Annotated in this window: 26 protein-coding genes and 1 pseudogene; 15 read left to right on the forward strand and 12 right to left on the reverse strand. The window is 62.7% G+C overall.

The window, feature by feature from the left end:
- The 5 genes and pseudogenes from ABD283_RS04445 to ABD283_RS04465 all read right to left on the reverse strand — a co-directional run.
- A pseudogene (locus ABD283_RS04445) lies at positions 1–276 on the reverse strand (PIN domain-containing protein); the annotation flags it as partial.
- Between the two features lie 134 nt (positions 277–410).
- Positions 411–860 (reverse strand): excisionase family DNA-binding protein, encoded by a 450-nt coding sequence (locus tag ABD283_RS04450; protein ID WP_344223802.1) that lies wholly within the window; start codon positions 858–860, stop codon positions 411–413.
- A gap of 100 nt (positions 861–960) precedes the next feature.
- A complete protein-coding gene (locus ABD283_RS04455; protein ID WP_344223803.1) occupies positions 961–1950 on the reverse strand; it encodes an NAD-dependent epimerase/dehydratase family protein in 990 nt (329 codons plus the stop codon).
- A 28-nt stretch (positions 1951–1978) separates the two neighbouring features.
- Positions 1979–2146, reverse strand: a complete 168-nt coding sequence (locus tag ABD283_RS04460) for a hypothetical protein (protein ID WP_344223804.1) — start codon at positions 2144–2146, stop codon at positions 1979–1981.
- A gap of 216 nt (positions 2147–2362) precedes the next feature.
- A complete protein-coding gene (locus ABD283_RS04465) occupies positions 2363–2857 on the reverse strand; it encodes an SRPBCC family protein (RefSeq protein ID WP_344223805.1) in 495 nt (164 codons plus the stop codon).
- Between the two features lie 108 nt (positions 2858–2965).
- On the opposite strand from ABD283_RS04465, the gene ABD283_RS04470 reads away from it, so the two are divergent.
- The 6 genes from ABD283_RS04470 (at position 2966) to ABD283_RS04495 (ending at position 10007) form a co-directional block, all read left to right on the forward strand.
- Positions 2966–3715: an alpha/beta fold hydrolase gene (locus ABD283_RS04470; RefSeq protein WP_344223806.1), complete on the forward strand. Its 750-nt coding sequence runs from the start codon at positions 2966–2968 to the stop codon at positions 3713–3715.
- Positions 3716–3879: 164 nt separating this feature from the next.
- Positions 3880–4539: a hypothetical protein gene (locus ABD283_RS04475; RefSeq protein WP_344223807.1), complete on the forward strand. Its 660-nt coding sequence runs from the start codon at positions 3880–3882 to the stop codon at positions 4537–4539.
- A gap of 73 nt (positions 4540–4612) precedes the next feature.
- The gene (locus tag ABD283_RS04480) at positions 4613–6832 is read left to right on the forward strand and encodes a catalase (RefSeq protein WP_425552797.1); all 2220 of its coding nucleotides are present in this window, start codon (positions 4613–4615) and stop codon (positions 6830–6832) included.
- A gap of 169 nt (positions 6833–7001) precedes the next feature.
- On the forward strand, positions 7002–7673 hold the full coding sequence (locus ABD283_RS04485) for a hypothetical protein (RefSeq protein ID WP_344223809.1): 672 nt from the start codon (positions 7002–7004) through the stop codon (positions 7671–7673).
- Between the two features lie 27 nt (positions 7674–7700).
- On the forward strand, positions 7701–8867 hold the full coding sequence (locus ABD283_RS04490) for a DNA/RNA non-specific endonuclease (RefSeq protein WP_344223810.1): 1167 nt from the start codon (positions 7701–7703) through the stop codon (positions 8865–8867).
- A 219-nt stretch (positions 8868–9086) separates the two neighbouring features.
- Entirely contained in the window at positions 9087–10007 is a 921-nt protein-coding gene (locus tag ABD283_RS04495; RefSeq protein WP_344223811.1) for a sulfite exporter TauE/SafE family protein, read from the forward strand.
- Between the two features lie 96 nt (positions 10008–10103).
- On the opposite strand, the gene ABD283_RS04500 is transcribed toward ABD283_RS04495, so the two are convergent.
- From ABD283_RS04500 to ABD283_RS04520, 5 genes are all read right to left on the reverse strand, one after another.
- Positions 10104–12125, reverse strand: coding sequence for a glycoside hydrolase family 3 protein (locus ABD283_RS04500; protein ID WP_344223812.1), 2022 nt, complete (start codon positions 12123–12125; stop codon positions 10104–10106).
- 185 nt (positions 12126–12310) lie between these two features.
- On the reverse strand, positions 12311–12961 hold the full coding sequence (locus tag ABD283_RS04505) for a YdhK family protein (RefSeq protein WP_425552798.1): 651 nt from the start codon (positions 12959–12961) through the stop codon (positions 12311–12313).
- 178 nt (positions 12962–13139) lie between these two features.
- Positions 13140–13901, reverse strand: coding sequence for an SDR family oxidoreductase (locus ABD283_RS04510; RefSeq protein WP_344223815.1), 762 nt, complete (start codon positions 13899–13901; stop codon positions 13140–13142).
- Positions 13902–13972: 71 nt separating this feature from the next.
- The gene (locus ABD283_RS04515) at positions 13973–15340 is read right to left on the reverse strand and encodes an ATP-binding protein (protein ID WP_344223816.1); all 1368 of its coding nucleotides are present in this window, start codon (positions 15338–15340) and stop codon (positions 13973–13975) included.
- Between the two features lie 71 nt (positions 15341–15411).
- Positions 15412–15786, reverse strand: a complete 375-nt coding sequence (locus tag ABD283_RS04520) for a mycothiol transferase (protein WP_095797080.1) — start codon at positions 15784–15786, stop codon at positions 15412–15414.
- Between the two features lie 25 nt (positions 15787–15811).
- Between ABD283_RS04520 and ABD283_RS04525 the strand changes: the two genes are divergently transcribed.
- From ABD283_RS04525 to ABD283_RS04535, 3 genes are all read left to right on the forward strand, one after another.
- Positions 15812–16582, forward strand: a complete 771-nt coding sequence (locus ABD283_RS04525; protein ID WP_344223818.1) for a formylglycine-generating enzyme family protein — start codon at positions 15812–15814, stop codon at positions 16580–16582.
- Between the two features lie 82 nt (positions 16583–16664).
- Entirely contained in the window at positions 16665–17111 is a 447-nt protein-coding gene (locus ABD283_RS04530; RefSeq protein ID WP_344223819.1) for an SRPBCC domain-containing protein, read from the forward strand.
- Between the two features lie 298 nt (positions 17112–17409).
- The gene (locus tag ABD283_RS04535; RefSeq protein ID WP_344223824.1) at positions 17410–17544 is read left to right on the forward strand and encodes a hypothetical protein; all 135 of its coding nucleotides are present in this window, start codon (positions 17410–17412) and stop codon (positions 17542–17544) included.
- Between the two features lie 6 nt (positions 17545–17550).
- Here the strand turns inward: ABD283_RS04535 and ABD283_RS04540 are convergent, their stop codons facing one another.
- Both ABD283_RS04540 and ABD283_RS04545 read right to left on the reverse strand, forming a co-directional pair.
- Positions 17551–18147, reverse strand: a complete 597-nt coding sequence (locus tag ABD283_RS04540; RefSeq protein WP_129701260.1) for a ClpP family protease — start codon at positions 18145–18147, stop codon at positions 17551–17553.
- Positions 18144–18764, reverse strand: coding sequence for a ClpP family protease (locus ABD283_RS04545; RefSeq protein WP_344223820.1), 621 nt, complete (start codon positions 18762–18764; stop codon positions 18144–18146). The genes ABD283_RS04540 and ABD283_RS04545 overlap by 4 nt, the downstream gene beginning before the upstream one ends.
- 286 nt (positions 18765–19050) lie before the next feature.
- Between ABD283_RS04545 and ABD283_RS04550 the strand changes: the two genes are divergently transcribed.
- The 6 genes from ABD283_RS04550 to ABD283_RS04575 all read left to right on the forward strand — a co-directional run bounded on the left by ABD283_RS04550 (position 19051) and on the right by ABD283_RS04575 (position 24467).
- On the forward strand, positions 19051–19656 hold the full coding sequence (locus ABD283_RS04550) for a TetR/AcrR family transcriptional regulator (protein WP_344223821.1): 606 nt from the start codon (positions 19051–19053) through the stop codon (positions 19654–19656).
- Entirely contained in the window at positions 19653–20600 is a 948-nt protein-coding gene (locus tag ABD283_RS04555; RefSeq protein WP_344223822.1) for a DMT family transporter, read from the forward strand. Before ABD283_RS04550 ends, ABD283_RS04555 begins: the two co-directional genes overlap by 4 nt.
- 82 nt (positions 20601–20682) lie before the next feature.
- On the forward strand, positions 20683–20940 hold the full coding sequence (locus ABD283_RS04560) for a type II toxin-antitoxin system Phd/YefM family antitoxin (protein WP_095797088.1): 258 nt from the start codon (positions 20683–20685) through the stop codon (positions 20938–20940).
- A gap of 2 nt (positions 20941–20942) precedes the next feature.
- Complete coding sequence (locus ABD283_RS04565) at positions 20943–21200, forward strand: Txe/YoeB family addiction module toxin (RefSeq protein WP_095797089.1); 258 nt, start codon at positions 20943–20945, stop codon at positions 21198–21200.
- 675 nt (positions 21201–21875) lie between these two features.
- On the forward strand, positions 21876–22892 hold the full coding sequence (locus ABD283_RS04570) for an NADP-dependent oxidoreductase (RefSeq protein WP_129701250.1): 1017 nt from the start codon (positions 21876–21878) through the stop codon (positions 22890–22892).
- 243 nt (positions 22893–23135) lie between these two features.
- Positions 23136–24467 (forward strand): Nramp family divalent metal transporter, encoded by a 1332-nt coding sequence (locus ABD283_RS04575; protein WP_344223823.1) that lies wholly within the window; start codon positions 23136–23138, stop codon positions 24465–24467.
- Positions 24468–24484: the final 17 nt, after the last annotated feature.

Genomic DNA, 24484 nt, shown 5'->3' on the forward strand with positions numbered 1-24484 from the left:
GTAGTGTTGAGTCCCATTTCCAAAATCACCCGGGTCGTTGACCGTCAGCAACTTATCCGCCCTGCAATGCTCAGCTGCAGCGTGCACATGATAGTCATGTTCGTCAGACCCGGCAAAGGGCACATCAGACGGAAAAGTTTCTATAACCTCATCGACGCACTCCATCATGAGGTCACGTCGGTGTTTTATCGCGTTCCCAGACATTGTTGGGTGCGCCTTACGCATGTTATACAGCACTTCAACGAAGACGTCCTCTGAAGAATGGATCTGGAACATTCCTTCGTTGCTGTTTCGAAGAAAAATAACCAGTCCATGAGGGTCTTGCTAAAGAAGATATTCGCGTCAACAAAAATGCGCTGGGTCACCCCTCGAGCTTAGTGGACACGCCAGCGCATTTTCGTACATGTCAGTCAGTCCTCGAACTGTTCCTCTAGTTCTGCATCCAACGCACGAAGCTTCTCGAAAGCGGTTTGGCGCTTGGACGCCAACTTTTTACGATGACTGAGAACATCATCCCTGTGAAATCGCCGGTGTGACCCCACCATGAACGACGGAATATCGCCGTCCTTCGCCCACTTCATGAGGGTGGGCCTGGAGACGCTGAGGACATCCGCCGCTACGGTGCTAGTCAGCTCCTCGGGCATTTGCCCAATGCTCACTGAACCGTTAGTCGCCAAAGCCTCAAGGGTGTTCATCAACACCCGCTCAATCCCCCGCGGAAGCACATGCTCAGTCCCGTCTGGGTGACGGATGACCAGCGTGCCACCCTGGGCGCCTTCCTGCTGCACGGCAGACTGTGCTTCCTCAATGGTGGCTCGATCGATGGCAATCCGGTCCCGTGTGTTCGCGATGACAGCCATGATCACTCCCTAACCTTGAATAGGATGCTCGCTTGAATCCCAAGGCTAGCCTAGTTTCACTTATAAGTGAAGACTGCCCCGGCGGATTGCTGGTTTGAGATCATGGTGCCCCCAGGACACCCACCAAATCCACTTCCTTCGCAGCTGAGAGTCCGTGGCGGGGATGATCTCGTAGCCGAACACCGTCCGAGCAGTCGAGGATTCCGCGAATGTTCTCCTCCGCGCTCCTCGTCTTCAGTCCGTGATGACGAGCCAACCTCGCTTCCACGTTGAAGAACGCGTGCCGTGACGTGTCCGACGGCGGCAACCACATGGGGATATCGAGCCACGGCCGAATCTGGTGGTCCTCCAGGAAGCTTTCTGAGATCCCAATCCGATCCACCGAACTCCCGGCTACTCGTTCAACTTCGCTCAAGAATGAAGACAACGTGGTGGGCGGCGCAACCGCATTGAACGTACCACTCTCGGCTGCCATCCCCAGGTGGACCAGCCACTCCGCCAAGTCCCTGACATCTATGAACTGCAGAGAAGCGTCGATCGCTTCGGGCACGATGTGCCGCCCCGAATCCGCAAACCGCATGACCCAGTAGGTGAGTCGATCGCTCGGATCCCCCAGACCCACGATCACTCCTGGCCGAACGATGTGGTGGCGGGCAAAGCGTCGTCGAACTTCGGACTCTGACAGTGCCTTGAACTGGCCGTAGGCATCCATGGAATTCGGGTCCACATCGCCCTCGGCGACATCGAAAACCGGTGAATCCTCGGTCAGAGGTCCCTCGACCGACATATCCGAATACACGTTGCCCGTGGAGATGAACACGTAGTGAGCGTCGTCGTTGACCAAAGCAGCCACGTCCCGAACGTGCCGCGGGTGCTGACCGGACAGGTCGTAAATGACGTCCCACGAGGTTCCAGCCAAACGCGACATGTCCCCGTCACGGTCGCCATTCAGCTTGGGGACGTCCTCGAAAAGGTCAGGGTTCGTTGTGCCCCTGGTGCTTAGTGTTACATCGTGGCCGAAAAGCGCCAGGAAACGCACCAAGTGCGCACCCAAGAAGCCGGTCCCGCCAAGTACCAATACATTGGTCATGACGGGACCGTAGCAGGGCCGGCCGGAATCAGTTCTTCGTGGCCGGGTCTTCGTCCTTGTTGTCGGTCATGGCCCCGACGCCCTCATCGGCCGGTTCAGCGTCTGCCTCGGCGCGGTTGGTGAGTTCTTCGCGCTCTTCGTCGGCGCTCATCTTGATTGAGTCTTCGCCGGGCTTGCCGTTGTTCTGCAACTGCATGGGTGCTCCTTCGAGTGTCCTCAAGCCGTTTCGGCATCGGCCGCTCAACAGCGTGCCGACCCGCAACGGGCCTTGTCCCACTGAGCATTCCCGCTACTAAGTGGGCTGTCAATCACCCGAAAGGGTCCCCGTTCGGTGAACCCCGACCGAGCGGCGTCGGCTTCCCCGAGAGACGTGAACCGGTGGATCGAATGTCGGCTGTGATCCTTTTGAGAGTCAGCAGCCGTTAGCAGCCTCGTTCTCGGCAACGCGCTTGATCGCGGCCAATGTTTCCGGAATGCCCCGCTGCGCTGTTTCGCGGCGCTGCTCGGGTGCATCCGGGCCTTTGTTTTTTCGCAGCCAGTCCCGCCCTGTGGGCAGTACATGCCACGTCTCGGTCAGGCGGGAACCGTAGTCAGTAGGTTCGATGATGTAGCTCCACCGGGCCACCCCGCCAAGATCCGGGGCCACGAGCCACGCGAACTCACGGGGATGATCAGCCACGAGAACCTCTGAGATGGTGGTCCACTCCACGTCATCCTTGACGTTGCGACCCGTGAACAGGTCTCCCACCTTGCCGGCGCCACCGTCTTTCCATTCACCGCCACGGCAGATGGGCGACCACTCACCGATCCGCTTGGGGTCAGAAACCATGTCGTAGAGCACCTCCGGTTCCACCGCGATATTGATGGAATCGCTGTACTGCCACTGCTTCTCGGGATCCTCAGCCATGAACCGATGCTAACTGAGCCGTTTCTCCCTCACCTAAGACTCACTGCCGCTTCGAACCCCATGCGCAGTAGCCTTTAAGTGACCGGCATTCCACTCGAAGGAGCCGTCATGAGCACCCACAACAACTCCGCACCCCGTATTCTCCTGATCCCCGGAGCCTGGATGGGCGGGTGGATCTGGGAACCCACTGTCGATGAGCTCCGCGACCGAGGACTCGAAGCTGCAACGCTCACCCTGGAGGGCCTGGAGCCCGAGGCCTCTGACGACGACATCAGCCACGTTCCCCTGGAACGGCACGTCACTCAAGTCGCCAACATGATCCTTGAGTGGCCCGACCGCCCCGTGGTTCTGGTGGGTCACTCCTACTCAGGGATGGTCGTCGGGCAGGTCGCGGATCGGTTACCCGATCGCGTGATTTCGTCCATTCACTTCGACAGCTTTTTACCCATCGACGGCCGCAGCCTGATCGATGACTGGGGTCCGGAGGAGCCCACTCGTGCTCACGAACGAGCCGACATCGAGAACGGTAACGGCCACCCTTTCCACTGGGCCGCGCCTCCTCCGCAAGCACTGGAATTCGAACCCGGTCTAACCCCGCAGGACAGGACGTACTTGTCCGAGAGATTCACACCCCACCCCGGTCACACCGTGCTCGACCCCGCGCATCTCGATCACCCCATCAGTCAGCAGAAGGGGATGTTCGTGGCCTCTGCAGCCACCAATATTCCGCACATGCTGCGCACCCCGGACGCCGCCACCTGGGACATCCGCGTCATGGAGAGCGGTCACTGGCCCATGCTCGAACGCCCGCAGGACGTGGTGGGCCTGGTCACCGAACACGTGGAGTCACTGGACTGACCGGCGGTCAATCTCAAGTGAGGCAACGACAACAGCCGAATCTCAGGTGAGGAACCTGCAGAAAAACCGCTCGGAATCGACACTTGCCTCACATGAGGCTGACCCCATGCATTTCCCTCACCTCACACCCGCTGCATTCACTCGCCACCCGTACGCTGAACCCCATGACCAGCACTCGACACGTTCTGCACCGCTTCCACGGCCACATCGCAGGAGCCGGGACCGCCGGTGGCACCCGTCTGGTGCTCGGCTGTTGGTCTGATACCCCGCACGGTCCGTTCGCGGACGTCATGGTGGCCCACCCGGACGGCCGTCGCGAGCTGCTTGCCCCCGATGAATGGGTCGCGGACTTCGTGGCGAGCACCTACACGTTCGACGACGTGCGGATCGTCCCCGTGGACGTCCAGCGCACCGGCACCACCAGCAACTCCACATGGACCGTCAAAGCCGGCCCCCTCACCTGGGACTTCACCGTGGGCCCGCGGGATCCCCTGGGATACGTTTTACGGGCCGTACCCACCCCGCTAGGCCGGACGTTGATGTTCACGCGAGCGAGCGACGTCGTCGCCAGTCGAATCATGCCCGGCGTACGCACGGTAGGAACCGCGGGGAACGACCGGCTCGAGTGGTACTCGGCGAAGGACCTGCACGGACTAAGCGCATCTCAGGCCACCTGGGACGGCGAATCCCTGGGGACCATGACTGATATGAACCCGCCGCCGGACTTCGGTTTCAGCTCCACCCCGCGGCAGCCGAGCCTCACTGCCCTGACGAGCACCGTGCGCACAGGGTTCAGCCCTGGGAGTAAACCGAGAATTCTATAAGTGGTCTGCCAATTTTCAGCCAGGGACTGATAGACAAAGGGTACTGATGATTTTCAGTCCTAGGAGGTCTGTTTTGTCCACGAACGAGAACAACATCCCGCAGGTTCCGGGTGTCCCCGGCGTTGAACCGGCATCCGTTGAGGAGCCGACGTCCCCTCAGCCCCCGCTTCCCCCCAAGGACGATCAGTCCGGCCCGGAGACGGTGACGCCCACGGGCGCCGAGACTGGCGCTCCGAAGACCGCGAACGCCCAGCAGGGTGAGTACCTGACCACCGCCCACGGCGCGCGACTGAGCAACTCCGACCAGTCGCTGAAGGCCGGGGCACGCGGGCCCATCCTGCTTCAGGACCACCATTTCCGCGAGAAGATCTCACACTTCGACCACGAGCGCATCCCCGAGCGCGTGGTGCACGCCCGCGGCACCGGTGCGCACGGCACGTTCCGCGGCTACGGCACCGCATCCAAGATCAGCCGCGCCGGTGTTTTCGCCAAGGACAAGGAGACCCCGGTCTTCGTGCGGTTCTCCACCGTGCTTGGCTCCCGCGGCTCCGGTGATCTGGCCCGTGACACCCGCGGTTTCGCGACCAAGTTCTACACGGACGAGGGCACCTGGGACCTGGTGGGCAACAACATGCCCGTGTTCTTCATCCAGGACGCCATCAAGTTCCCGGACGTCATCCACGCGGGCAAGCCGCATCCGGATCGCGAGATCCCGCAGGCACAGTCCGCTCACGACACGTTCTGGGACTTCGTGTCCCTGCACACCGAGGCCCAGCACCACACCATTTGGAACATGTCCGACCGCGGTATCCCGCGCTCCTTCCGCATGATGGAGGGCTTTGGTGTCCACACCTTCCGCCTCATTGCAGAAGGTGGCAAGACGGTACTGGTGAAGTTCCACTGGAAGCCCAAGTTGGGTACTCACTCCGTGACCTGGGAAGAGGCCCAGCTCATCAATGGCGCTGATCCTGACTTCCACCGCCGCGACCTGGCAGACGCCATTGAGGCCGGAGCCTTCCCGCAGTGGGAGCTGGGCGTTCAGGTCTTCGAAGACAACGAGGACCAGACGTTCCAGGGCATCGACCTGCTGGATCCCACCAAACTGGTGCCCGAGGAACTCGTCCCGGTGGAGCCCATCGGCCTCATGACCCTGGACAAGAACACCACCAACTTCTTTGCCGAAACCGAGCAGGTGGCGTTCAACCCGAACAACCTGGTCCCCGGCATCGACGTGACCAACGATCCGCTGTTGCAGGGCCGTTTGTTCTCCTACCTGGACACCCAGATCTCCCGTCTGGGCGGGCCCAACTGGAACCAGCTGCCCATCAACCGTTCGCACGCCCCGGTCAACGACATGCTGCGCGACGGCATGCACCAGACCGCTGTGCACGGTGGCGTTGCTCCCTACCGGCCCAACTCACTGGACGGCGGCAACCCGTTCGAGACGCCCGCGGATGAGCGTGCGTTCATTGACTTTCCGCAGCCGGTGGCCGAGTCCGTGAAGGAGCGTAAGCGCCCGCAGTCCTTCGAAGACCACTTCAGCCAGCCCCGCCTGTTCTGGTTGTCCCTGTCCGAGGTGGAGCGCGAGCACACGGCGCAGGCCTTCACGTTCGAGCTCGGCAAGTGCTGGGACGAGAACATCCGCATCCGCCAGGTCCGCAACCTCGCGGCCATCGACCCGGATCTGGGCCGCGCCGTGGCACAGGGCCTGGGCATCCCCGAGCAGGAGCCGGCCGAGACACCGGCCAAGGATGTCGAGCCGTCCGCCGCGCTGTCCCAGGTCGGTAAGACCTGGCCCACCGAGGGCCGTCAGATCGGCATCGTGGTGGGTTCGGACGTTGACGTGGCCGCGCTCAAAAACCTGATCATTGCCGTGGAAGAGGCGGACATGGTTCCGCTGGTCATCGCACCCACCGGCGGCGAGATCGGCGAGGGCATCGTGGCGCACCGCACCTACCTCACCGCGCGTTCCATCGAGTTCGACGCCGTTCTGGTCGCCTCGAACGCCGCCCCCGGCGACGACGCCCACCACGGTTTGGACGCCAAGGCCGCCGCCGCGGGACCCGAAGGTCTCGACCCCCGCGTGGCCCTGCTGCTGCAAGAGGTGTGGCGTCAGGCCAAGGCCGTGGGTTCGTGGGGTTCGGGCAACGACGTGCTGAGCACGCTCAAGCTCGATGACAGCGCCGGTGTGGAATCGGGCAGCGACCCCGTGGAGGTCTTCAAGACCATCATGGAACTGCTGAGCCAGCACCGCGCCTGGGACCGCTTCCCGACCACGGGTCGCTTGGCCTAAGCGTCAGCCTGATCTGACGCAGTAAGAAGCAGCTGCCGCCCCACGGACTCCCCGTGGGGCGGCAGTTTTTTGCTCCGGAAGGTGACAGTTGAGCGGTATCCCGCGAGCGCCGTCGTCACGTTAAGCTCCTAGTCACCGGGCTGTCAGGCTGTGGAGGCACAGTGTCTGCATGTCGACTTCACAGCCCGCCGGTGAGCGGAAACTCGGAAACCTTTCGGCCAAGGACACCCGGACGCTGCGCGAGTTCATTCGGGTGCGCGGCCAGGCGTATTTGAAGGACCCCAACGTCAGTTCGATCGGTGTCGGGTACAAGGTGGTGGACGGTAAAACCACGGATCAGATCGCGGTGCAGTTCACTGTGCATCGCAAATTGCCGGTCGATGAGCTGGCGCTCTTGGACACACACGCCCTCCCGGACAGCATCGAGGTGGAGCAGCTGACCGTGCCCACCGACGTACTCGAAGTCAGCTATGTCCCGAGCTACGTGCTGGTTCCGGAGGCCGCACCCAACATCAGGACCCGCCGCCACGATCCGGTGGTTCCGGGCGTGAGCATCAGCAACGAGACCACGTCCGCGGGCACCCTGGGTGCCATCGTCTACGGCCGCGAGGACGGCACGCCCTACGGCCTGAGCAACTGGCACGTGCTGCACGGCCCGGGCAGCCAGATCGGTGCGCGCACCGTGCAACCGGGCACATTCGACGACAACCGCGTGGGCCACAACTCCTTGGGTGAGCTCGTGCGCTCCCATTTGGGGCCGGCCGGTGATTGCGCGATCACGTCACTCACGGATCGCCGTTTCGACCCCACAATTCTTGAGCTGGACGTGGTCCCGGAGTAGATCGGTGACCCCTAACTCGGCGACAAGGTGGTCAAGTCCGGGCGCACCAGCGGTGTCACGTACGGCGTGGTTCGGCGCGTGGACGTGCTCACCAAAATCGATTACGGCGAGGGGTACGGCGAGCAGAACATCGGCGGTTTCGAGATCGGCCCCGACCCCTCCCGTGACGAGACCATGGAACTGAGCGAGGGCGGTGATTCCGGTGCGGTCTGGATGTTCCGCAGCGGCAACGGCCGCACATCCCGCGTGATGGCGGGCCTGCATTTCGCGGGTGACGCCGGCGGCGGCGCCGAGTCCGCGATCGCGTGCCTGCCCGCATCGGTCTTCGAGAAGCTCGACATCAGCCTGAGCCCCACCACCTACGAAACAGTCCGCGCGGAGGCAGCCGCCGCCCCGGGCCACGGCTACGATGCCGGCTTCCTGGGTGACGACGTCGCTCTACCCACCCTGAGCGCGGACCTCGCCAAGGACATCGCTCCGGTTAAGGACGGCGGCGAGGTAGTTCACCACACGCACTTCTCACTGACCATGAGCGCATCGCGCCGGTTGGCCCGTTGGGTTGCATGGAACATCGATGGGGAGTCGCTCAAGAAGCTCTCCCGCAGCTCCATCAAATTCCAGCTGGACCCACAGATCGAGGCCGAGCACCAGATGGGCGACGAGGTCTACAAGGCCAACGACCTGGACCGCGGGCACCTTGCCCGCCGCGCGGATCTCACCTGGGGCCCCCGAGCGGAGGCGCAACAGGCCAACGAGGATTCGTTCTACTTCACGAACATCTCCCCGCAGATCAACAGCTTCAACCAGTCCTCGCGCGGTGGTCTGTGGGGTCGTCTTGAGGACGCCGTCTACGACGAGGTCGAGGTGGACCGACTGCGGCTGAGCGTGTTCGGCGGTCCCGTCTTCCACGACGACGACCGCGAATACCGCGGCGTGCGGATTCCCCGGGAGTTCTGGAAGGTGCTGGCCTACACGACCGATGGACAGCTCACCGCCAAGGCATTCCTGCTGACGCAGAACCTGGATCAGCTGGAGACCCTGGACCTGCAGGAATTCAAGACCTACCAGGTGACGCTGGATGAGCTGAGCGAGCGCACGGGTGTGCAGTTCGCTCCCGCCCTCGCTGAGCAGCCGGTTCCCGAGGGCCTCACGGAGCCGCGGGTGGTGGAGACTTCGGGCGACGTCGCGTGGTGACTGTCGACCTGGGATGGTGACCCGGCGGCGTCGTCGGCCTGTTCCGCGTGGGAAAGCCGCGCGGAACAGGGGGCGGCGCGCCCACGCATCCGAGGGTGGCCCAAGTCAAGTGATTGTCACGGTTCTACATGCGAGGACGCACTTCTCAACAAATATTGAGTGAGCCTGCGAGGGGGTTTTGGATGGAGCCAACTCATCTTCTTTCCGGCAGGAGCTTCCGTGCGGACACTCATCTTGCTCGCCCTCGTGGGATTCGGGGCGCAGCTCGTGGACGGGTCGCTGGGCATGGCCTACGGCGTGACCTCGTCCACGCTGCTCCTGGCCGTGGGCTTGGCGCCCGCGACGGTCTCGGCCACCGTGCACCTGGCCGAGGTGGGCACCACGCTCGCCTCGGGTGCGGCGCACTGGAAATTCGGCAACATCGACTGGCGCGTGGTCGGATTCATGGCGGTGCCCGGCGGCATCGCGGCGTTCTTCGGGGCTCACGTGCTCACCCTTTCGGGAGCTGCCGCGGCACCGGTGATGTCCATGGTGCTGCTAGCCCTGGGCATCTTTGTGGTGTGGCGCTTCCTGACCATCCCGGACCGTCGCCCGGACTTCAAGGGCAAGGTTCCCGGCTTCCTGTTGATCCCGCTGGCCACGGTCGCGGGCTTCATGGACGCGATCGGCGGTGGCGGTTGGGGTCCGGTGGGTACCCCCACGCTGTTGGCCTCGGGGAAGATCGCTCCACGCAAGGTCATCGGCTCGATCGATACCTCCGAGTTCGTGGTGAGCCTGGGCGCCTCTGCCGGATTCCTGTTGGCACTGGGTAGCCAGGGCATTGATTTCGGTTTCGTGGCCGCGCTGCTGATCGGCGGCGTGCTGGCGGCACCGATCGCCGCGTATCTCGTGCGCCTGCTCGCCCCGCGCGTTCTGGCGATCGCCGCGGGCGGCCTGATCATCTTCACGAACGTTCGCACGCTCTTGGGTCTCGACGCCGTGCAGTCCGTCCTCCCCGGGGCCGGCGCCTATTACGCGATCCTGGGTGCGCTGGCCGCACTGTGGATCGCCGGCATGGTGTGGGTGGTTCGCCGCGAGCTGGCCGACCGCAAGGCAGAACGGTCCCCCGACGAGCCGGAGAAGGTGCTGGTCAACCAGTAGTACCGACGACGCCGCTCGGTCGGCTCATCACCGGCCGGCACCGCAGTGGGGCGGCCACTATCGGCCGCCCTACTGCGCTTCTTCCCGACGGTCCGGCTACAGGGTGAGGCCGAATCCGTAGCTGTACAGATTTCCGTCCCGGTCCCGGTAGGCGTACTCGTCGCCCAAGAATTTGCCCGGAACGTCGCGCGGTGAATCGGCAATGGCTTGCGCGGAGACCGGCAGGGTCATGGGCAGGCGACCGGCGGGGCCGCCATCTTCTCCGGACAGCGAGCGCAGTAGGTGCTCGGGTTTGATCTCGAACGTGACCGCCACGGCCTGGGCTTCGGGTTCGAGTTCGGTCAGCAGCCACGGGTTGGTCGCGTTGACCACCAGCAATGTGGGGACGGTCTTCTCGATCCGCTGCACGCGATCCACGTCCACGCCGTTGTCGCGGGGGTCGAGAGACAGCGAGACACCTTCACGATCGTCCTCGAACAGGGCAATCTCGGGGCGGGCCCAGATCAGCGCGAAGTCCGCGGCTTCGGGTGCACCCACGATCTCAGCGGTTGGCCATACCGCCGCAATGGCCTCTTCCAGCTGGCCCTGCACCTGGTCGATCTTGGTCCGTCCCGTGACGAAGGGGTAAACCTTGGCGGGTTGGTCGAGCTGGAGCGGCAACAGAGCGGCGTCGGCGTCGTTACGAAGGAGCGTGACCGACTGCCGCTGCGCGCGCTCGCCCAGGGCCGAGATCTCAGGGGCGCCGATGACGGAGGCGGCACGAGCGGCGTCGACGTAGGGGTTCTCGAACAGGCCGAGCGAGAAGATTTCGGTGAGCAGGCGCGCGGCGGGCTGGTCGAGCTCGGAAGCGTCCAGGTGCCCCTGCTCGACGGCCGCGATCAGCTGGGCGGGGTTGGCCATGTCCGAGAAGATATCGGTGCCGGCGCGGACAGCGGCGGCGAACCGCTCGGCCTCGCTGAGGTCCTCGACGCCCCACATCATGGCGTCGATGACGCCGGAGTCGGAGTTCACGTAGCCCTCGTGGCCCATCTTGCCGCGCAGCAGCCTTTGGATGAAGGTGCGGTTGTAGGCGAATGCAACTTCTTCGAACTGAGTGGTGGGGCCCTGCCAGAGCTCCTGATCCAGCTGCGGTGCGGAGTTATTCATGGGGCGGGCGTAGTACGGCATGATCGAGGCTGCACCGGCATCCAGGGCAGCCTGGAACGGGGGCAGGTGGTACTTCTCGAGCGCGTTCTCGGTGGGGTACTCGTTGGTCTGGCCCCACTCGAAGTGCGGATCGTGACCGTCCAAGCGCACGCCGCCGCCCGGGAAGTGCTTGATGGTGGTGGCCACGGATTCTTCGCTCAGGGTCTCGCCCTGCATCCCGCGCACCACGGCGCCGATGTAGTCCGAAACCAGCTCGGGGTCCTCGCCGAAGGTGCCGTTGAAACGAGACCAGCGCGGCTCGGAGGCGAGGTCAGCCATGTAGCCATAGAGCTTATGAATGCCGCCGGCGCGCCATTCCTTGGCGATCTCGCGGCCGAACGTTTCGATGAGTTCCTTGTCGTTCAGTGCGGCCAGACCGAGCTCACCGGGCCATTCGGAGAATATGCCGGTCGACTCATTCACGCCGAACTGGGACACGAGCGCCACGTGGTTCCGCGGGTTGGAGGCGAAGACCGCCGGGATGCCCAGCCGTGAGTTCTCCGCGAGTTCCTGGACCGCGTTGGTCCACTCGGTGAGCTCCTGGGGAGTGAGATTGTCGCGGACCACGAAGTAGCGCTGACCGCGCTCGTTGATGGCCTTGCCGGTCGCGGAGGTAACCAGGACCGGCTCTGCGAAGGGCACGCCGGTAATGGGGTTGGCGTCACGCCAGACGTCTTCCTGGTTGAGGATCTGTCCCTCGACGGGGTTAGGCAGGAATGCGGAGTAGCCCGGGTAGTGCGAGCCGATAACCATCAGCCCGGCCTTCTCCTCGGTGGTCATACGGGAGACCAGGTCGCGAGCACGTTCGACGGCGGGGAGGCGCCAGTCCTCGAAGGGTGAGAGAACGCCGTCGCCGTCGAGATCGCGGAACTTGAGTCCATCCTGCTCGATGTAACGGCCGGTCGTGCTGCCGAGTTCGGGTTGAGTAGTCATGTGTGCGGCCCCTTCGTCGCGTCCAACTCCGTGCCATCGCGGCGGCGCTGACCACTCCTAGAACCCAGCCAGCTCCGACCATGGCGATCTGATGGTCACTGTATTCGCGGGGCTGGCCGGGTACCCATGGTTGGCAGCAGTTGCCAGGAGGTGCGGCTTTCGGAGCGGGGACGACGGCGCTCGGGCTACTCAGAGGGCTCGATCTCGCTCTCGACAACCCATTTGTGATTCGTCATTTTCATCCCGTCCGTCTCCACATCCACCATGTAGACGGTCTCATCGGTGGAGCTCTCGATGGTGGCCTCGGCTCCGTTCATCCCCGCCATGTGATCGGCGCTCAGGACAACTTGCGTGCCATCCGCCAGGGGCGGTTCACCCGGTTCCTGTAGTTCTTCCTGGACCACCCACTTGTGATCGACCACGGGTTCGCCACCGTCGGTCGGCGTGTACGTCACCGAGTAGGCAGTCGTGTCGAAGGCGCCTGTAATGGTGGCTTCGCTGCCCTGCATACCCGGCATGTGATCGGCAGCGAGGGTCACCGTGGAGCCCACGGGGTATGTGGGGTCGCTTGCTTCCACAATTCCCTCTGGAGGAGGACCACCATTCGGGTTGTGCTGGTGCTCAGCACCACCCATTCCTTCATGTCCCTCATGGCCACCATGAGCACCGGACCCATCGGCAGCAGACGGCGACGACGTTGCGGTGGCCGTGGCACCCGGAGCTGAGGTCGTCTCTTCTTCCCCCGTGTCCGTGCCACCACAAGCGGTCAACGCCAAGGCAGCAGCAAGTGTCAGGCCAGCCAAAGTGGTGGTGCGTTTCAAGGTGGTTCCTTCCATCGTTGGTTCGAGTGTCGATGCGGGGTGCGGCATCAATAGGCAGCGACCCCGAGCGGTCGAGCCGCAGGTCGAAAACCCGATCGGTTCCTCTCCTTCTTTTGTATACCCCTATGGGGTATTAATCAAGCAAGGTTTGCTCGCACGCCGGGCTTCTCAATGCCTTGGCTGGGTACTGGTCCTACGCGCCGAGCCACTCATCGATTGTCGTGGTGGTCACCTGGGCATCGGCCGGGATGAGGCCGCCGTTGGCGATTCCGCGACCCAAGTACGGAGCCTCACGAATGGTTTTCGGCTGCACACCGTCGATCGAACCCTTGGCAGCGAGAATCCGCCGGGCAAAGTTCGCCGCGGAATCCACCTGGGGTCCCCGGACAGCCACAATCTCGTTCCGAGCCGGGCGAGGTTCGCTCACGATGTCAGCCATGAAAGTCACCACATCGCTCATAGCGGCAGATGCCATCAGCATGCTCGGCATGATTGACAGCGGACCTTTGGTCACCCGATGAACGAGCACGGGGATCAGCTCGAACCACTGCGATGAACGCACCGTCGTGGAGGGGATATCCGCCTCTTGGTAGAAACTCTCCTGCGCGGCCTTCCCTTGGTAATGGCCGTTTCGGTGGTTCACCTCGGGGTTGGTTGCGCCCGCGATGGACAGACACACGATCCTGCCGACGCCGCTCGCTTGCGCTGCCTGGACCACGTTCCGCGCCGCACGGGTGAAGAACTCGATCGACTTCTGCGCGCCGAGGGCATCAATGTGGAGCGCGTCGACCGCGACGTCCACGCCCACCAAAGCCCGCTCGACACTCTCCGGCGACATCACGTCCACGCCGTGGCTCCGGCTGATGCGCACCACGTCATGCCCCTGCCATTCCAACTTCTCTGACAGGGCAGACCCGAAATTTCCGCTGGCGCCCAACACCGCAATTTTGCTCATGCATCCACCCTAACCACGCCCAACTGCGGGAGATAGGGGGCGACAAACTCACCGTGCAACGAACCAAACAGCTACAACCGCGCGATCCGCTTGATGTCCTCCTGGAACTCGTGGACGACCTCGGCGGAGACCGTGGCGCGGGTTTGAGCGATGGCCTCCAGATAGTCCTCCGTCGTGGGTCCGGTAGCGCCAGGTGCGCGAGCGGCGGCGTCGGTCTTGGCGGCGGCGTCGGTCTTGGCGGCGGCGTCGACGTCGGCAGCTTCAGCTGCGGAACCATCCGAAGCGGCCCCGTAAACCGATTTCTCCAGCGCGTGCTGGGAAGCCTTGCGCGCCGAGAACTCGATATCCGCCGGGGAGAAGCCGTTCGATTTGGACACCAGCAGGTCCAGGTCAACGTTTTCGGCGACCGATTCGGGGATGTAGCGCAGCCAAATGGCTTGGCGAGCGACGTCGTCGGGCAGGCCGATGGGGATGACGTAATCGAAGCGGCCATGGCGCAGGAAGGCCGAATCCAACGTGCGAATGAAGTTGGTGGCGCAGACCAGCAGACGGCCGGGGCGGTCGCGGAAGGCGGGGATGATTTTCAGCAGCTCGTTGGTCACGCCCTGCAGCGGCGACGGCGGATCGCCCTTGCGTTGGGCGGCGATTTCCTCGACCTCGTCGATGAAGACGACCGCGTGTTCCAGCTGCGAGATTTCCAAGAAGATTTCACGCAGGGCACCGGCTAGTCCCTTGGGATCGGCGGCGAGACGGGACGGGAAGACCTCAACGAACGGCCATTCCAGGCGAGAGGCAATGGCCTTGGCGAAGGTCGTCTTGCCGGTGCCGGGAGGCCCGAAAAGCATGACTGCCCGCGGCGGCACCACGCCGTACTGCTGAGCTAGATCGGGATCGGCCAGTGGCAGGACAAGGCGCCGTTCGAGCATTTCCTTCTCCCGCTGCATGCCACCCATGTTGTTCCAGAGGTTTCGCGGCAGCAGCCGACCGCCGAGCGCATCGAGCAGTCCGATTTCTTGGCGCTGGATGGGGATTTCCCGCTCGAAATAGCGAAGGTGCTTCTTGTCCAGGTAGCCAGCGTCCCCCAAAGCCTCCACGCGACGCTCGGAATCGGGCACCAGGATGGAGAGCCTCGTGAGCCCCAGTGGCGCAAGTTTGCTTTCAACAGCCGCCAAGAGCGCACTGCCGATGCCCTGGTCGAGCCACTGACTGTCCACGCCGAAGAACACGATCCAGCCCTGGTCATGCGCAGCGCGTGCCACGGCCGCGCCGACCACCACGTCGTCGTCCACGGCGACCACGGCTTGGTCCTCCTGGCATGACGCCAGGACTTCCGACAGGGCGTAAACGGGTTCCACGCCGGACAAGCGGGAACTCTCCCACAGGCGCAGAATCGAGTCCATGTCAGCGGGGTGGAAATCTCTGATATGCCACGTAGTCACCCGAGAACTCCTTCGTTCCGGTTGGTGAGTTGGAGGGCTTCATCATGACACGGGGCCTCGGCCGGCTGCTTTTACTCCCCCGTGAGCCCGTCGATGGATTCCCTGCTCAGGTCCACGTGTCCGTTGTGGCGGGCGTACTCCTCGATCATGTGGGTCAGGATCCAGCGGAGGTTGTGGGTTTCGCCGTGGCGTGTGGTTTTGCTTCTGGTGTCTAGGCCGCCTTCCGCACAGGCACGATCGGCGTTCGCCCGGGCCAGTGAGACACTCGTCTGCCAGTTCTCGACGAGATCGGCCGGGTCGTCGTGAATGGCGGAGTCGAACTCCCAATCCGGTGACGCCTCCCAATTCACGGATTCCCAGGGCTCGATGCCATCTTCAGCCCAGAGAACCTCCCTGACTGCAGGCGGTTCGGTTCTCGATGGTTCGTTGAGGACAAGCTGCCTCATCAGGGTTCATGGAAGGCTGTTAATCATGACTCCGCCCGCGATCACCTTCCGTCACGTTCCAGCGGGGAGCATCACACTCAAGAACACGCGGACCGGAGCCGTGCGCGACGTCGTCCTTGAGGCATTCCAGCTCGCCGAGACTCCCGTAACGGTCGGGCAATCCGCTGGGGAGGCGGGCAATTCGAATGCGAATGAACCCGCCGCGCCCGTGACCTGGTTCGACGCGATCAGGTGGTGCAATGCGGCATCGGAAGCGAAATGCCTCTCGCCCGCGTACACGATCACCGATGACTGGGCGTTCTGGAATCCAGCCGCGGACGGCTATCGCCTACCCACCGACGCCGAATGGGAATTCGCATGCCGCGCGGGAACGACCGGCCCAACGTACGGCCCCCTCGCGGAGATTTCCTGGACCGAGACCGACGGCGTCGACTCACCTCAGCCCGTGGCCACCAAACAGCCCAATGACTTCGGCCTCTACGACATGCTCGGAAACGTGTGGGAATGGTGCTGGGACCTGACGGATCCCGCGCGATACCGGGGTTACCGAAGCCTTCGGGGCGGGGGCTGGGCTGATCCTTCGTGGAGCTGCCGGGCATCCGTTCGACGGGGAAGCGCGCCGGATGCCGTCATTGACGACGTCGGCTTTCGACCGGCCCGCGGCGCCGTCGGCGATCCCGGTGCCACCGACGCACAGGGGTGGTCCGATGTCGAGGACCGCGCTCGTGCGAAGCCCCGCGGACCCGTTCCGTTCGGCTGGACACCGCTCAAGGACTTTCCGACGAACCAGCTCTGATCGGGTCGACGAACGTCTCCTTTCCTTGCGGGTGCCACGGTGCTTGACTGGACTCCCAACCCCACAAGCTCTGGAGCTTCCCATGAGCGTCACGCATCAGACCCTTCACATCACTCAGGTCATTTCAGCACCCCTGGACACTGTGTGGGCGGCCTTCCAGGACACGTCCTCACGGTCGAAGTGGAGCGTCCCCAAGGGCGACGGGTTGATCTACTCCGCCGATGACTTCCGCCCCGGCGGCCGCGCCTCGTACCGCTGCGGCCCGTCCGGCGATCTCAACGTCGCGGGCGAGATCGGGTACGTCCAGATCCTTCCGCGCGAGTTGGTCGTCCACACCGACACGGTCACGACCGACGGCACGCTCCTCGCGACCGCGCTGGTCACCTGGACCTTCGAACCCCACGACGACGGCGCCCTGGTCACCATCGTTGATCAAGTGGCCTCGTTCGTGGGTCAGGACATGATCGATGGTCACCGGAACGGTCACGCCAAAGCACTCGCGCAGTTGGCGGAGTTTCTGAGTGAGTAGCGGTATGAATTGGATGGATGACCGGCCCAAAGCCGGTGCTCGCACCGGCGAATCACCGGTCGGGGCGGCATCGACCTGAAGGCCCCGAATTAAGCTCACGGCAGTGACATGAGTCCATGTATGAGGCGTAGCGTGGACACATGGGCGACGTAGTGAAGTTTCCGGCACCTGAAGCCTCGTCAGACCTGCTCTGGCGGGAGTCCGTGGGTGAGACGCTGCGTGAGGAACGCCTCGACCGGGGCGAACGTATTGCAGATGTCGCGAGTCGCGCAGGGTTGCGCCGCAGTACCTCTCAGAGATCGAGCGGGGTCGAAAAGACCCTTCGTCCGAGATCTTCAGTGCCGTGGCGGGCGCACTGGACCTGACCGTTGGTGAGGTCGCACGTCGTGCCGCGTCCAATGTTGATCGCGGCTCATTGTGCCTCGCGGCCTGATCCACCTCAATGACGAGGGCGCTGCCCAACAATCTCGTCGATGACCCCGTACTCCAACGCCTTCTCGGCGGTGAGGATGAGGTCGCGTTCCGTGTCCTTCCGGATCTGTTCCCGAGTTTTCTGCGTATGCCGGGCCAGGATTTCTTCGAGCATCGTGCGCACACGTTCAATTTCATCGGCTTCGAGAATGAGGTCGGGGACCGCTCCGCGCCCTTCCGCGGCGGGAGCGTGAATCACCACGCGCCCGTGGGGCAGCATGGATCTCCCACCGGGTGTTCCCCCGGCAAGAATGACTGCGGCGGTGGACCCGGCCTCTCCCACGCACGTGGTGTACACGTCGCATCGCACGTAATTCATGGCGTCGTAGATCGCCAGCATGGCTGGGATCGAACCGCCCGGTGAGTTGATGTAGAGCTGAATGGGCTGGTCGGGCTTATCCGCTTCCAGGTGTATGAGCTGAGCGATGATTGCGTTGGCCACGCCATCATCAATCGCCGTGCCCAGGTAGACGATCCGCTCTTCAAGAAGTCTCGAGTACACGTCGACCGTGCGGTCTCCCTGCGGGCTATGGGTGGTGACGTAGGGGATGGTGTAAGTGCTCATGAGCCTTTTCCTGCCGTGAAAGGTTCGAGGTTCGACACAATGTCGCCCAACCCCGTGACCACGTGGTCGATGAACCCGTATTCAAGAGCCTCCTGGGCATCGAACCAGCGGTCACGCCTTGAGTCCTGTTCGATTACATCGCGGTCTTGACCGGTGTCCTGAGCGACCAGCGAAAGAACAGTGTCACGGGTGTGACGGAGGTCGTCAGCTTGGATTGCGATGTCCATGGCCGTACCGGCTATCCCCGATGAACCCTGGTGGAGCAGCACCTTGGAATGTTCCATCGCGTAGCGCTTACCAGGGGCGCCAGAGGACAAGAGGAATTGCCCGGCGCTGTAGGCCATTCCGAGATTGATCGTGGCAACGTCGCACGGGATGGCCCGCATGCAATCGCGAATCGCGAGCATTCCGGGCACCGAGCCACCCGGTGAGTTGATGAGCAACGTGATGTCTGCTCGGGGATCCTTGGCCGCTAAAAGGATGAGCCCATTGCAGAGGCGGTTCGAGTTCCATCCCTCCAGTGGCTCCCCGAGTAGCAGGATCCGACGCTCGAACAGTTGCCGGTACATTTCTTCGTCAAGCGTGCTCCCGGCCGGAGCAGCAGTAGTTTCAGTCATGCGTCAAGCTTGTCCGCTCTCATGGCCGCCCGGCCCTGGTGCTGCCATGGGCAGCGCTGCTCACAGCAGCGTGGGCGGTCCGTCACTGCGAGCGCTGAGCATTCGTGGCAGTGGTTCGCCCGCCAGCTATGGGTTTTTCTACGATCCTCTGCCCAAAATGGCGTCGGCCTCCACCAGCGCGCGAAGCTCTGCCCCGGATGTCCGAACTAGCCCGCACCGTGGCCCACTCTAGTGACCGGATCTTCATAATAGGTAGACTGGTCTACCTATTATGAAGGAGACGTTCATGACACCCCAGCCATCACACTCTGCAGCCCGGAAACCGTCGGCTCGTCACCGGATCCTCCACGCAGCCGCTCAACGGTTCTATGCGGACGGCATCAACGCCACCGGCATTGACCGGATCACCGCGCAGGCCGGGGTGGCGAAGATGAGCCTGTACAACAACTTTTCCTCCAAAGCGGATCTCGTCGAGGCCTACGTTGAGGCCAGGCATCAAGAGTGGCTCGCGCTGTATCGAGCTCGTGCAGCTGAGGCCGGCACGCCCCAGGAACAGATCCTCGCGGTGTTCGACGCCTACATCGACCACGCGAGTACCGGGTACGAACACGGCTTTCGAGGCTGTGGCCTTCTCAATGCTGCTGCGGAACTTCCCGTCGGCGATCCCGGCCGGGAGATCGTGCGCCGCCACAAGGAGTACGTGGAGGGGCTGCTGGTCGAACAGCTACGCCTCCTGACTGACAACGATTCCGCCGCTGAAGTGGGCGAACACTTGAGCTACCTCCTCGAAGGAGCCATGGCCCGATCTGGCTTGGAGGGCGAACCGAGCCGACTGCGCCGAGCCCGGGCGATCGCCGTCGGCATGCTCGCAGATCTGAACCGAACCCGATGAAGGGAACGACGAGCGGCGTAGTCGCCATTCTGGTCACCGCGTTTTTGTGGGGCACCACCGGAACAGCGGCGACGTTTGCTCCGGACGCCGGCCCTCTCGCCATCGGCGCGGCCGCACTGGGCATCGGCGGGTTGCTGCAGGCGGCCATCGCCCTCCCCTCCCTGGGACGCGCCCGCCGAGATCTGCGCTCCCACACGGGCATGATCGTCGCGGGAGCCGTGGCAGTGGCCATCTACCCGCTCGCGTTCTACAGCTCAATGCACTTGGCGGGCGTGGCCATCGGCACGGTGGTCTCGCTGGCCTCGGCGCCGCTGGCCTCTGGAATCCTAGAGCTCATCCTGGAGCGCAAACCGTTGAGTGGCTGGTGGATGATGGCGGCTGCCCTGGGCATCGCAGGTAGTGCGATGTTGTGTGTGGCCAAGGCCGATCAACCAACGGCGTCAGCCTCGGACACACTCTTCGGCATCGGACTTGGTCTGATCGCCGGTATCACCTATGCCCTGTATTCCTGGGTGGTCCACCGCCTGATCTCTCGTGAGATTGGACGCGCGGCAGCAATGGGCGCCGTCTTCGGGTTCGGTGGAGCGCTCTTGATACCCGTCCTCTTGCTCACCGGCGCACCCCTGCTCGCTTCAACCGAATCGTTCACCGTGGCCGCATACATGGCGCTGATACCGATGTTCCTCGGCTACTACCTATTCGGACTCGGGCTCAAACGTGTTCGCCCCAGCACCGCCACGACACTCACCCTGATCGAGCCCGCCGTCGCGGCGCTCCTGGCGGTCGTCGTGGTGGGCGAGCAACTCACGACCCTCGGCTGGGCAGGTCTTGCAGTTCTCGCCGTCGCCCTAGTAGTCCTGGGCGTAGCGCCCACCAACTCCGACGACGCCGCTCCGGCCGCCCCATCGCGCGAAGACCCTGCAGTCGCCGCACCGCGGCTCTGACCTCGATGCTGGGGAAACGGAGCCCCCGGGCGAATCGTCACCCTCGACATGGGGCGTACATTTTTTTGTACGGAGGTGTTCCATGAAGACTATGAATTATTCGGAGTCACGGGCTCGCTATGCGGAAGTCTTGGATTCAGTCATCGATGACCGGGAAGAGGTCATTGTGACTCGTTCTGGCCATGAGCCGGTCGTGATTGTCTCGTTGGATGAGTACAACTCCCTGAAAGAGACGGCCTACCTAATGCGTTCCCCTGAGAACGCTCGACGACTTCTTAATTCCATGGAGGAGCTGGAGGCTGGACGCGGCACATCACACGAACTTCTGAATGAGAACTAATCATGAGACTTGTCTGGTCCGAGTCGGCCTGGGATGAGTACTTATGGTGGCAACGTCAAGACCGGAAGATCCTCAAACGGATTAATCTTCTCATCCAAGACATCGTGCGAAATGGCAATGAGGATATCGGGAAACCCGAGCCCTTGCGCTATGACTTTGCTGGCTACTGGTCGCGCAGAATCACGGAAGAGCATCGTCTCGTATACAAGGTGACTAACGACGACGTCTTGATTGCCACATGCAGGTATCACTACGGGTAGCCCGCGACTCCTTGAAAGCGAATCTCGATCTCCGCTACTTCGGGTCGATTCCTCGGTTGATGAGAACGTAGAAGAGCAAACCGGCAGCAATCAAGATTGCAAAGACAATCGATGAAGCTGTGTCATTGATGGCTCCAGCGACCCTCAGCATGAGCGTTCCGATACCCAGAAGGACCACTAGGAAAGCCGGGATAAACGGTCTGATCGCGCTAGGAATGCCGCGCTCAGCATCTACATTCGCTGCTCGTTGATCGGGCTCCATACCCCATGCCATCAGTCTCTCGCCCGCTGCGCAAGGGCAGCGGCAAGTTCCCATACGAACGTGCCTGAAGTCCTTAATGCCACCATGGAGGAACATGCGAGTCATTGAATGGGCCCTACTGGCCAGCACAGCTCTCTCCATCGGCCTCCTCCGCACCAGGCCTTGGGTTCACGCTGCTTTTCGCCTTCGTAATTGCCCTGATCTTGGCCACCATCATGGCCCGATTCCTTCGAGGCCAAGTTCCTGACACGCCCGAGGATCTGACGTGATCATCAAGCGATATCGGCGGAGCCGCTCTTCAATATCATCCCTAGTGGAACTTGTGTTCACCAACTTTCCAGCACAGGGTGGAAACATCTCACACCGTTAGACCACCCTGCATCAACGCCAACAAGTCCTATGGGGGAATTTTCATGGCAACTACCGAAACACCCACAGAAACACGCCAGATCGTCCTGGCCTCGCGACCGCACGGAACACCCACGGACGAGAACTTCCGTCTCGAAACAGCGGCGATCCCCACCCTTAAGTCCGGGCAGATTCTCGTGCAGAACGAAGTGATGTCCGTTGACCCGTACATGCGCGGCCGCATGAACGACGCCAAGTCCTACATCCCGCCGTTCCAGATCGACGAACCACTGGAAGGCACCGCGGTAGGCACCGTGATCGCGTCCGAATCCGACAGCATCAAGGTGGGCGATCACGTCTCGCACATGCTGGGATGGCGCGAATTCTCGGTGGTCGACGACGACGCCGCGACCGTCGTCGACGTCGAGGCCGCCTCCCCGTCCAAGTACCTCGGCATCCTCGGAATGCCCGGCCTCACCGCCTACGTGGGGCTCACGGAGATCGCGAAGTTCAAGAAGGGTGACGTCGTGTTCGTCTCGGGCGCTGCCGGCGCCGTCGGCTCCGCTGTCGGCCAGATCGCCAAGGCGCTGGGGGCGTCCAAGGTGATCGGGTCTGCGGGTTCCGCCGAGAAGATCGCCCGCATTAAGGAACTGGGGTTCGACGAGGCCTTCAACTACAAGGACGGGGACGTCGCCGAGTCGCTGACCAAGGCCGCGCCCGACGGGATTGACGTGTATTACGACAACGTGGGCGGCGATCACCTTCAAGCGGCAATCGGGGCACTGCGCAAGTATGGGCGCGTGGCGATGTGCGGCGCCGTTTCGCAGTACAACAACACTGAGCCGGAGCCCGGCCCGAACAACTTGTTCCTAGCGGTCGGCAAGGAGCTGAATCTGCGCGGGTTCATCGTGGGCAACCACTACGACCTGGCCGAGGAGTTCCACAAGCACGCCATCGAATGGCTACAGGACGGCACTCTCCAGGCGGATGAGACATTCCGCGACGGACTGGAAAACGCGCCGCAGGCGTTCATCGACCTGCTCGGCGGCGCGAACACTGGAAAAATGGTTGTGCGGTTGTAATACGCGCGCCTCGACATCTGAGGCTGAGCTTCGCATGAAATCGGCGCACCGGCCTGCGATGCTCAGCCACAGATGACAGGGGCCTTCTGCACAAGGCGACGCCGCCCGCAAACGTCGCGCGCGGCGTCGCCCGGAAACTTATGGCAACTGGATACCCTGGGCGAAGTTGTGTGGCTACAGTCACAGGGCGCTTCCACTTTCTTGTTCACGGAAGGGCACGTACTCGTCGTCGAAGGAGTCGGCATGCGCGCTGCCACGGGGCAGGAAACCACGTTCGCCAAGCACAAAGACCCGTACATCCTGGACCAGGCTCACATCCAAGAGCCTCCCACAAGATTTGGGCAGAGACTCAAGTTTCTCGGCCCGGGCATGATCACAAGTGCCGCCGTTGTTGGCTCCGGTGAGCTACTCACCGCCACCGCGCTGGGCGCGCAAGTCGGCTTCATGTTGTTCTGGCTAGTCCTGGTTTCCACCTTTGTGAAGGTCTGGGTGCAGGTTGAGTTAGCTCGCTGGTCCATTTCCACCGGCAAGGCAGCCATTACCGGGTACAACCAGGTGCCGCCGAAAATTGCGGGCCGGGGTTGGATGGCCTGGCTCGTACTGTTCATGTTCTTACAGTTCCTGATTGGGCAAGCAGGCGTCATTGGCGGGGCGGCACTGGCGTTCTCCATGCTTTTCCCCATCGGGGGAGACCCCTTCTCCTTCATGTCCATCAGCCTCTGGGTTGCGATCCTGGTAGTGATCGCGATTGCGATCCACCTGGCGAATCGGTACGAGATCGTAGAAAACATCTCCACAGTGCTCGTCATGCTGGTGACGCTCTTCGCCGTAGCCATGGTGTTCCTGATCCAATTCACCGAATACAGCTGGAGCCTGGGCGACCTGGGAGACGGGCTACGTTTCCAGGTTGCCGCCGGTGCCATGGGCGTGGCTCTGGCAATGTTCGGAATGACGGGTGTGGGTGCCGGTGAAATCACGGCCTACACCTACTGGGTGGTTGAAAAGGGTTATGCGGCCTGGTCCGGACCCAATGATGGGACACAGGCTTGGGTTGATCGGGCACGCGGATGGATCCGTGTCATGAAATTGGACGCCTGGGTTTCGTGGATCATCTACACGATCTCCACCATGGCGTTCTACATGCTGGGAGCCGCAGTCCTGCATCCGCAGCCCGACTTGCGACCCAAGGGCAACGAGGTCATGACCGTGATCTCGAGCATTTTCGAAACCGCCGTCGGACAGTGGGGCGGAGTTCTCTTCCTCATTGGGGCAGGAGTGGCCCTCTTCAAGACCATCCTGGCCAACGTCCCCAGCCTGGGCCGGCAGGTAGCGAATACCCTGGCTGTATTCGGCGCCTTCGACTGGACCAACATGGTGACTCGTGACAAGTGGATGAAGATCATCATGGTCGTCCTCCCCATCACGTGGGGCACCCTGGCCATATTCGCCGCCAACCCCCTTGAGCTCGTGATCATTGCCGGAATCCTGAATGCCTTGTTCTTGATCGGTGTGGCAATTTCCACCGCGGGTTCAGAGGGTGGTTGCAACGCTTCTAGTGACAGGGGTGTTGTGTGATGGGTTGGCCCATGATT

This window comes from Kocuria atrinae (assembly GCF_039531425.1).
Taxonomy (GTDB): Bacteria; Actinomycetota; Actinomycetes; order Actinomycetales; family Micrococcaceae; genus Kocuria; species Kocuria atrinae.

Bases quoted from the DNA above. Each gene is read 5' to 3' on its own strand.
- ABD283_RS04450 (WP_344223802.1), bottom strand. From the start codon at position 860: ATGGCTGTCATCGCGAACACACGGGACCGGATTGCCATCGATCGAGCC.
- ABD283_RS04575 (WP_344223823.1), top strand. From the start codon at position 23,136: ATGCGCGCTGCCACGGGGCAGGAAACCACGTTCGCCAAGCACAAAGAC.
- ABD283_RS04455 (WP_344223803.1), bottom strand. From the start codon at position 1,950: ATGACCAATGTATTGGTACTTGGCGGGACCGGCTTCTTGGGTGCGCAC.
- ABD283_RS04560 (WP_095797088.1), top strand. From the start codon at position 20,683: ATGAAGACTATGAATTATTCGGAGTCACGGGCTCGCTATGCGGAAGTC.
- ABD283_RS04570 (WP_129701250.1), top strand. From the start codon at position 21,876: ATGGCAACTACCGAAACACCCACAGAAACACGCCAGATCGTCCTGGCC.
- ABD283_RS04465 (WP_344223805.1), bottom strand. From the start codon at position 2,857: ATGGCTGAGGATCCCGAGAAGCAGTGGCAGTACAGCGATTCCATCAAT.
- ABD283_RS04555 (WP_344223822.1), top strand. From the start codon at position 19,653: ATGAAGGGAACGACGAGCGGCGTAGTCGCCATTCTGGTCACCGCGTTT.
- ABD283_RS04565 (WP_095797089.1), top strand. From the start codon at position 20,943: ATGAGACTTGTCTGGTCCGAGTCGGCCTGGGATGAGTACTTATGGTGG.
- ABD283_RS04470 (WP_344223806.1), top strand. From the start codon at position 2,966: ATGAGCACCCACAACAACTCCGCACCCCGTATTCTCCTGATCCCCGGA.
- ABD283_RS04460 (WP_344223804.1), bottom strand. From the start codon at position 2,146: ATGCAGTTGCAGAACAACGGCAAGCCCGGCGAAGACTCAATCAAGATG.
- ABD283_RS04500 (WP_344223812.1), bottom strand. From the start codon at position 12,125: ATGACTACTCAACCCGAACTCGGCAGCACGACCGGCCGTTACATCGAG.
- ABD283_RS04520 (WP_095797080.1), bottom strand. From the start codon at position 15,786: ATGAGGCAGCTTGTCCTCAACGAACCATCGAGAACCGAACCGCCTGCA.
- ABD283_RS04510 (WP_344223815.1), bottom strand. From the start codon at position 13,901: ATGAGCAAAATTGCGGTGTTGGGCGCCAGCGGAAATTTCGGGTCTGCC.
- ABD283_RS04530 (WP_344223819.1), top strand. From the start codon at position 16,665: ATGAGCGTCACGCATCAGACCCTTCACATCACTCAGGTCATTTCAGCA.
- ABD283_RS04540 (WP_129701260.1), bottom strand. From the start codon at position 18,147: ATGAGCACTTACACCATCCCCTACGTCACCACCCATAGCCCGCAGGGA.
- ABD283_RS04550 (WP_344223821.1), top strand. From the start codon at position 19,051: ATGACACCCCAGCCATCACACTCTGCAGCCCGGAAACCGTCGGCTCGT.
- ABD283_RS04475 (WP_344223807.1), top strand. From the start codon at position 3,880: ATGACCAGCACTCGACACGTTCTGCACCGCTTCCACGGCCACATCGCA.
- ABD283_RS04525 (WP_344223818.1), top strand. From the start codon at position 15,812: ATGACTCCGCCCGCGATCACCTTCCGTCACGTTCCAGCGGGGAGCATC.
- ABD283_RS04545 (WP_344223820.1), bottom strand. From the start codon at position 18,764: ATGACTGAAACTACTGCTGCTCCGGCCGGGAGCACGCTTGACGAAGAA.
- ABD283_RS04485 (WP_344223809.1), top strand. From the start codon at position 7,002: ATGTCGACTTCACAGCCCGCCGGTGAGCGGAAACTCGGAAACCTTTCG.
- ABD283_RS04505 (WP_425552798.1), bottom strand. From the start codon at position 12,961: ATGGAAGGAACCACCTTGAAACGCACCACCACTTTGGCTGGCCTGACA.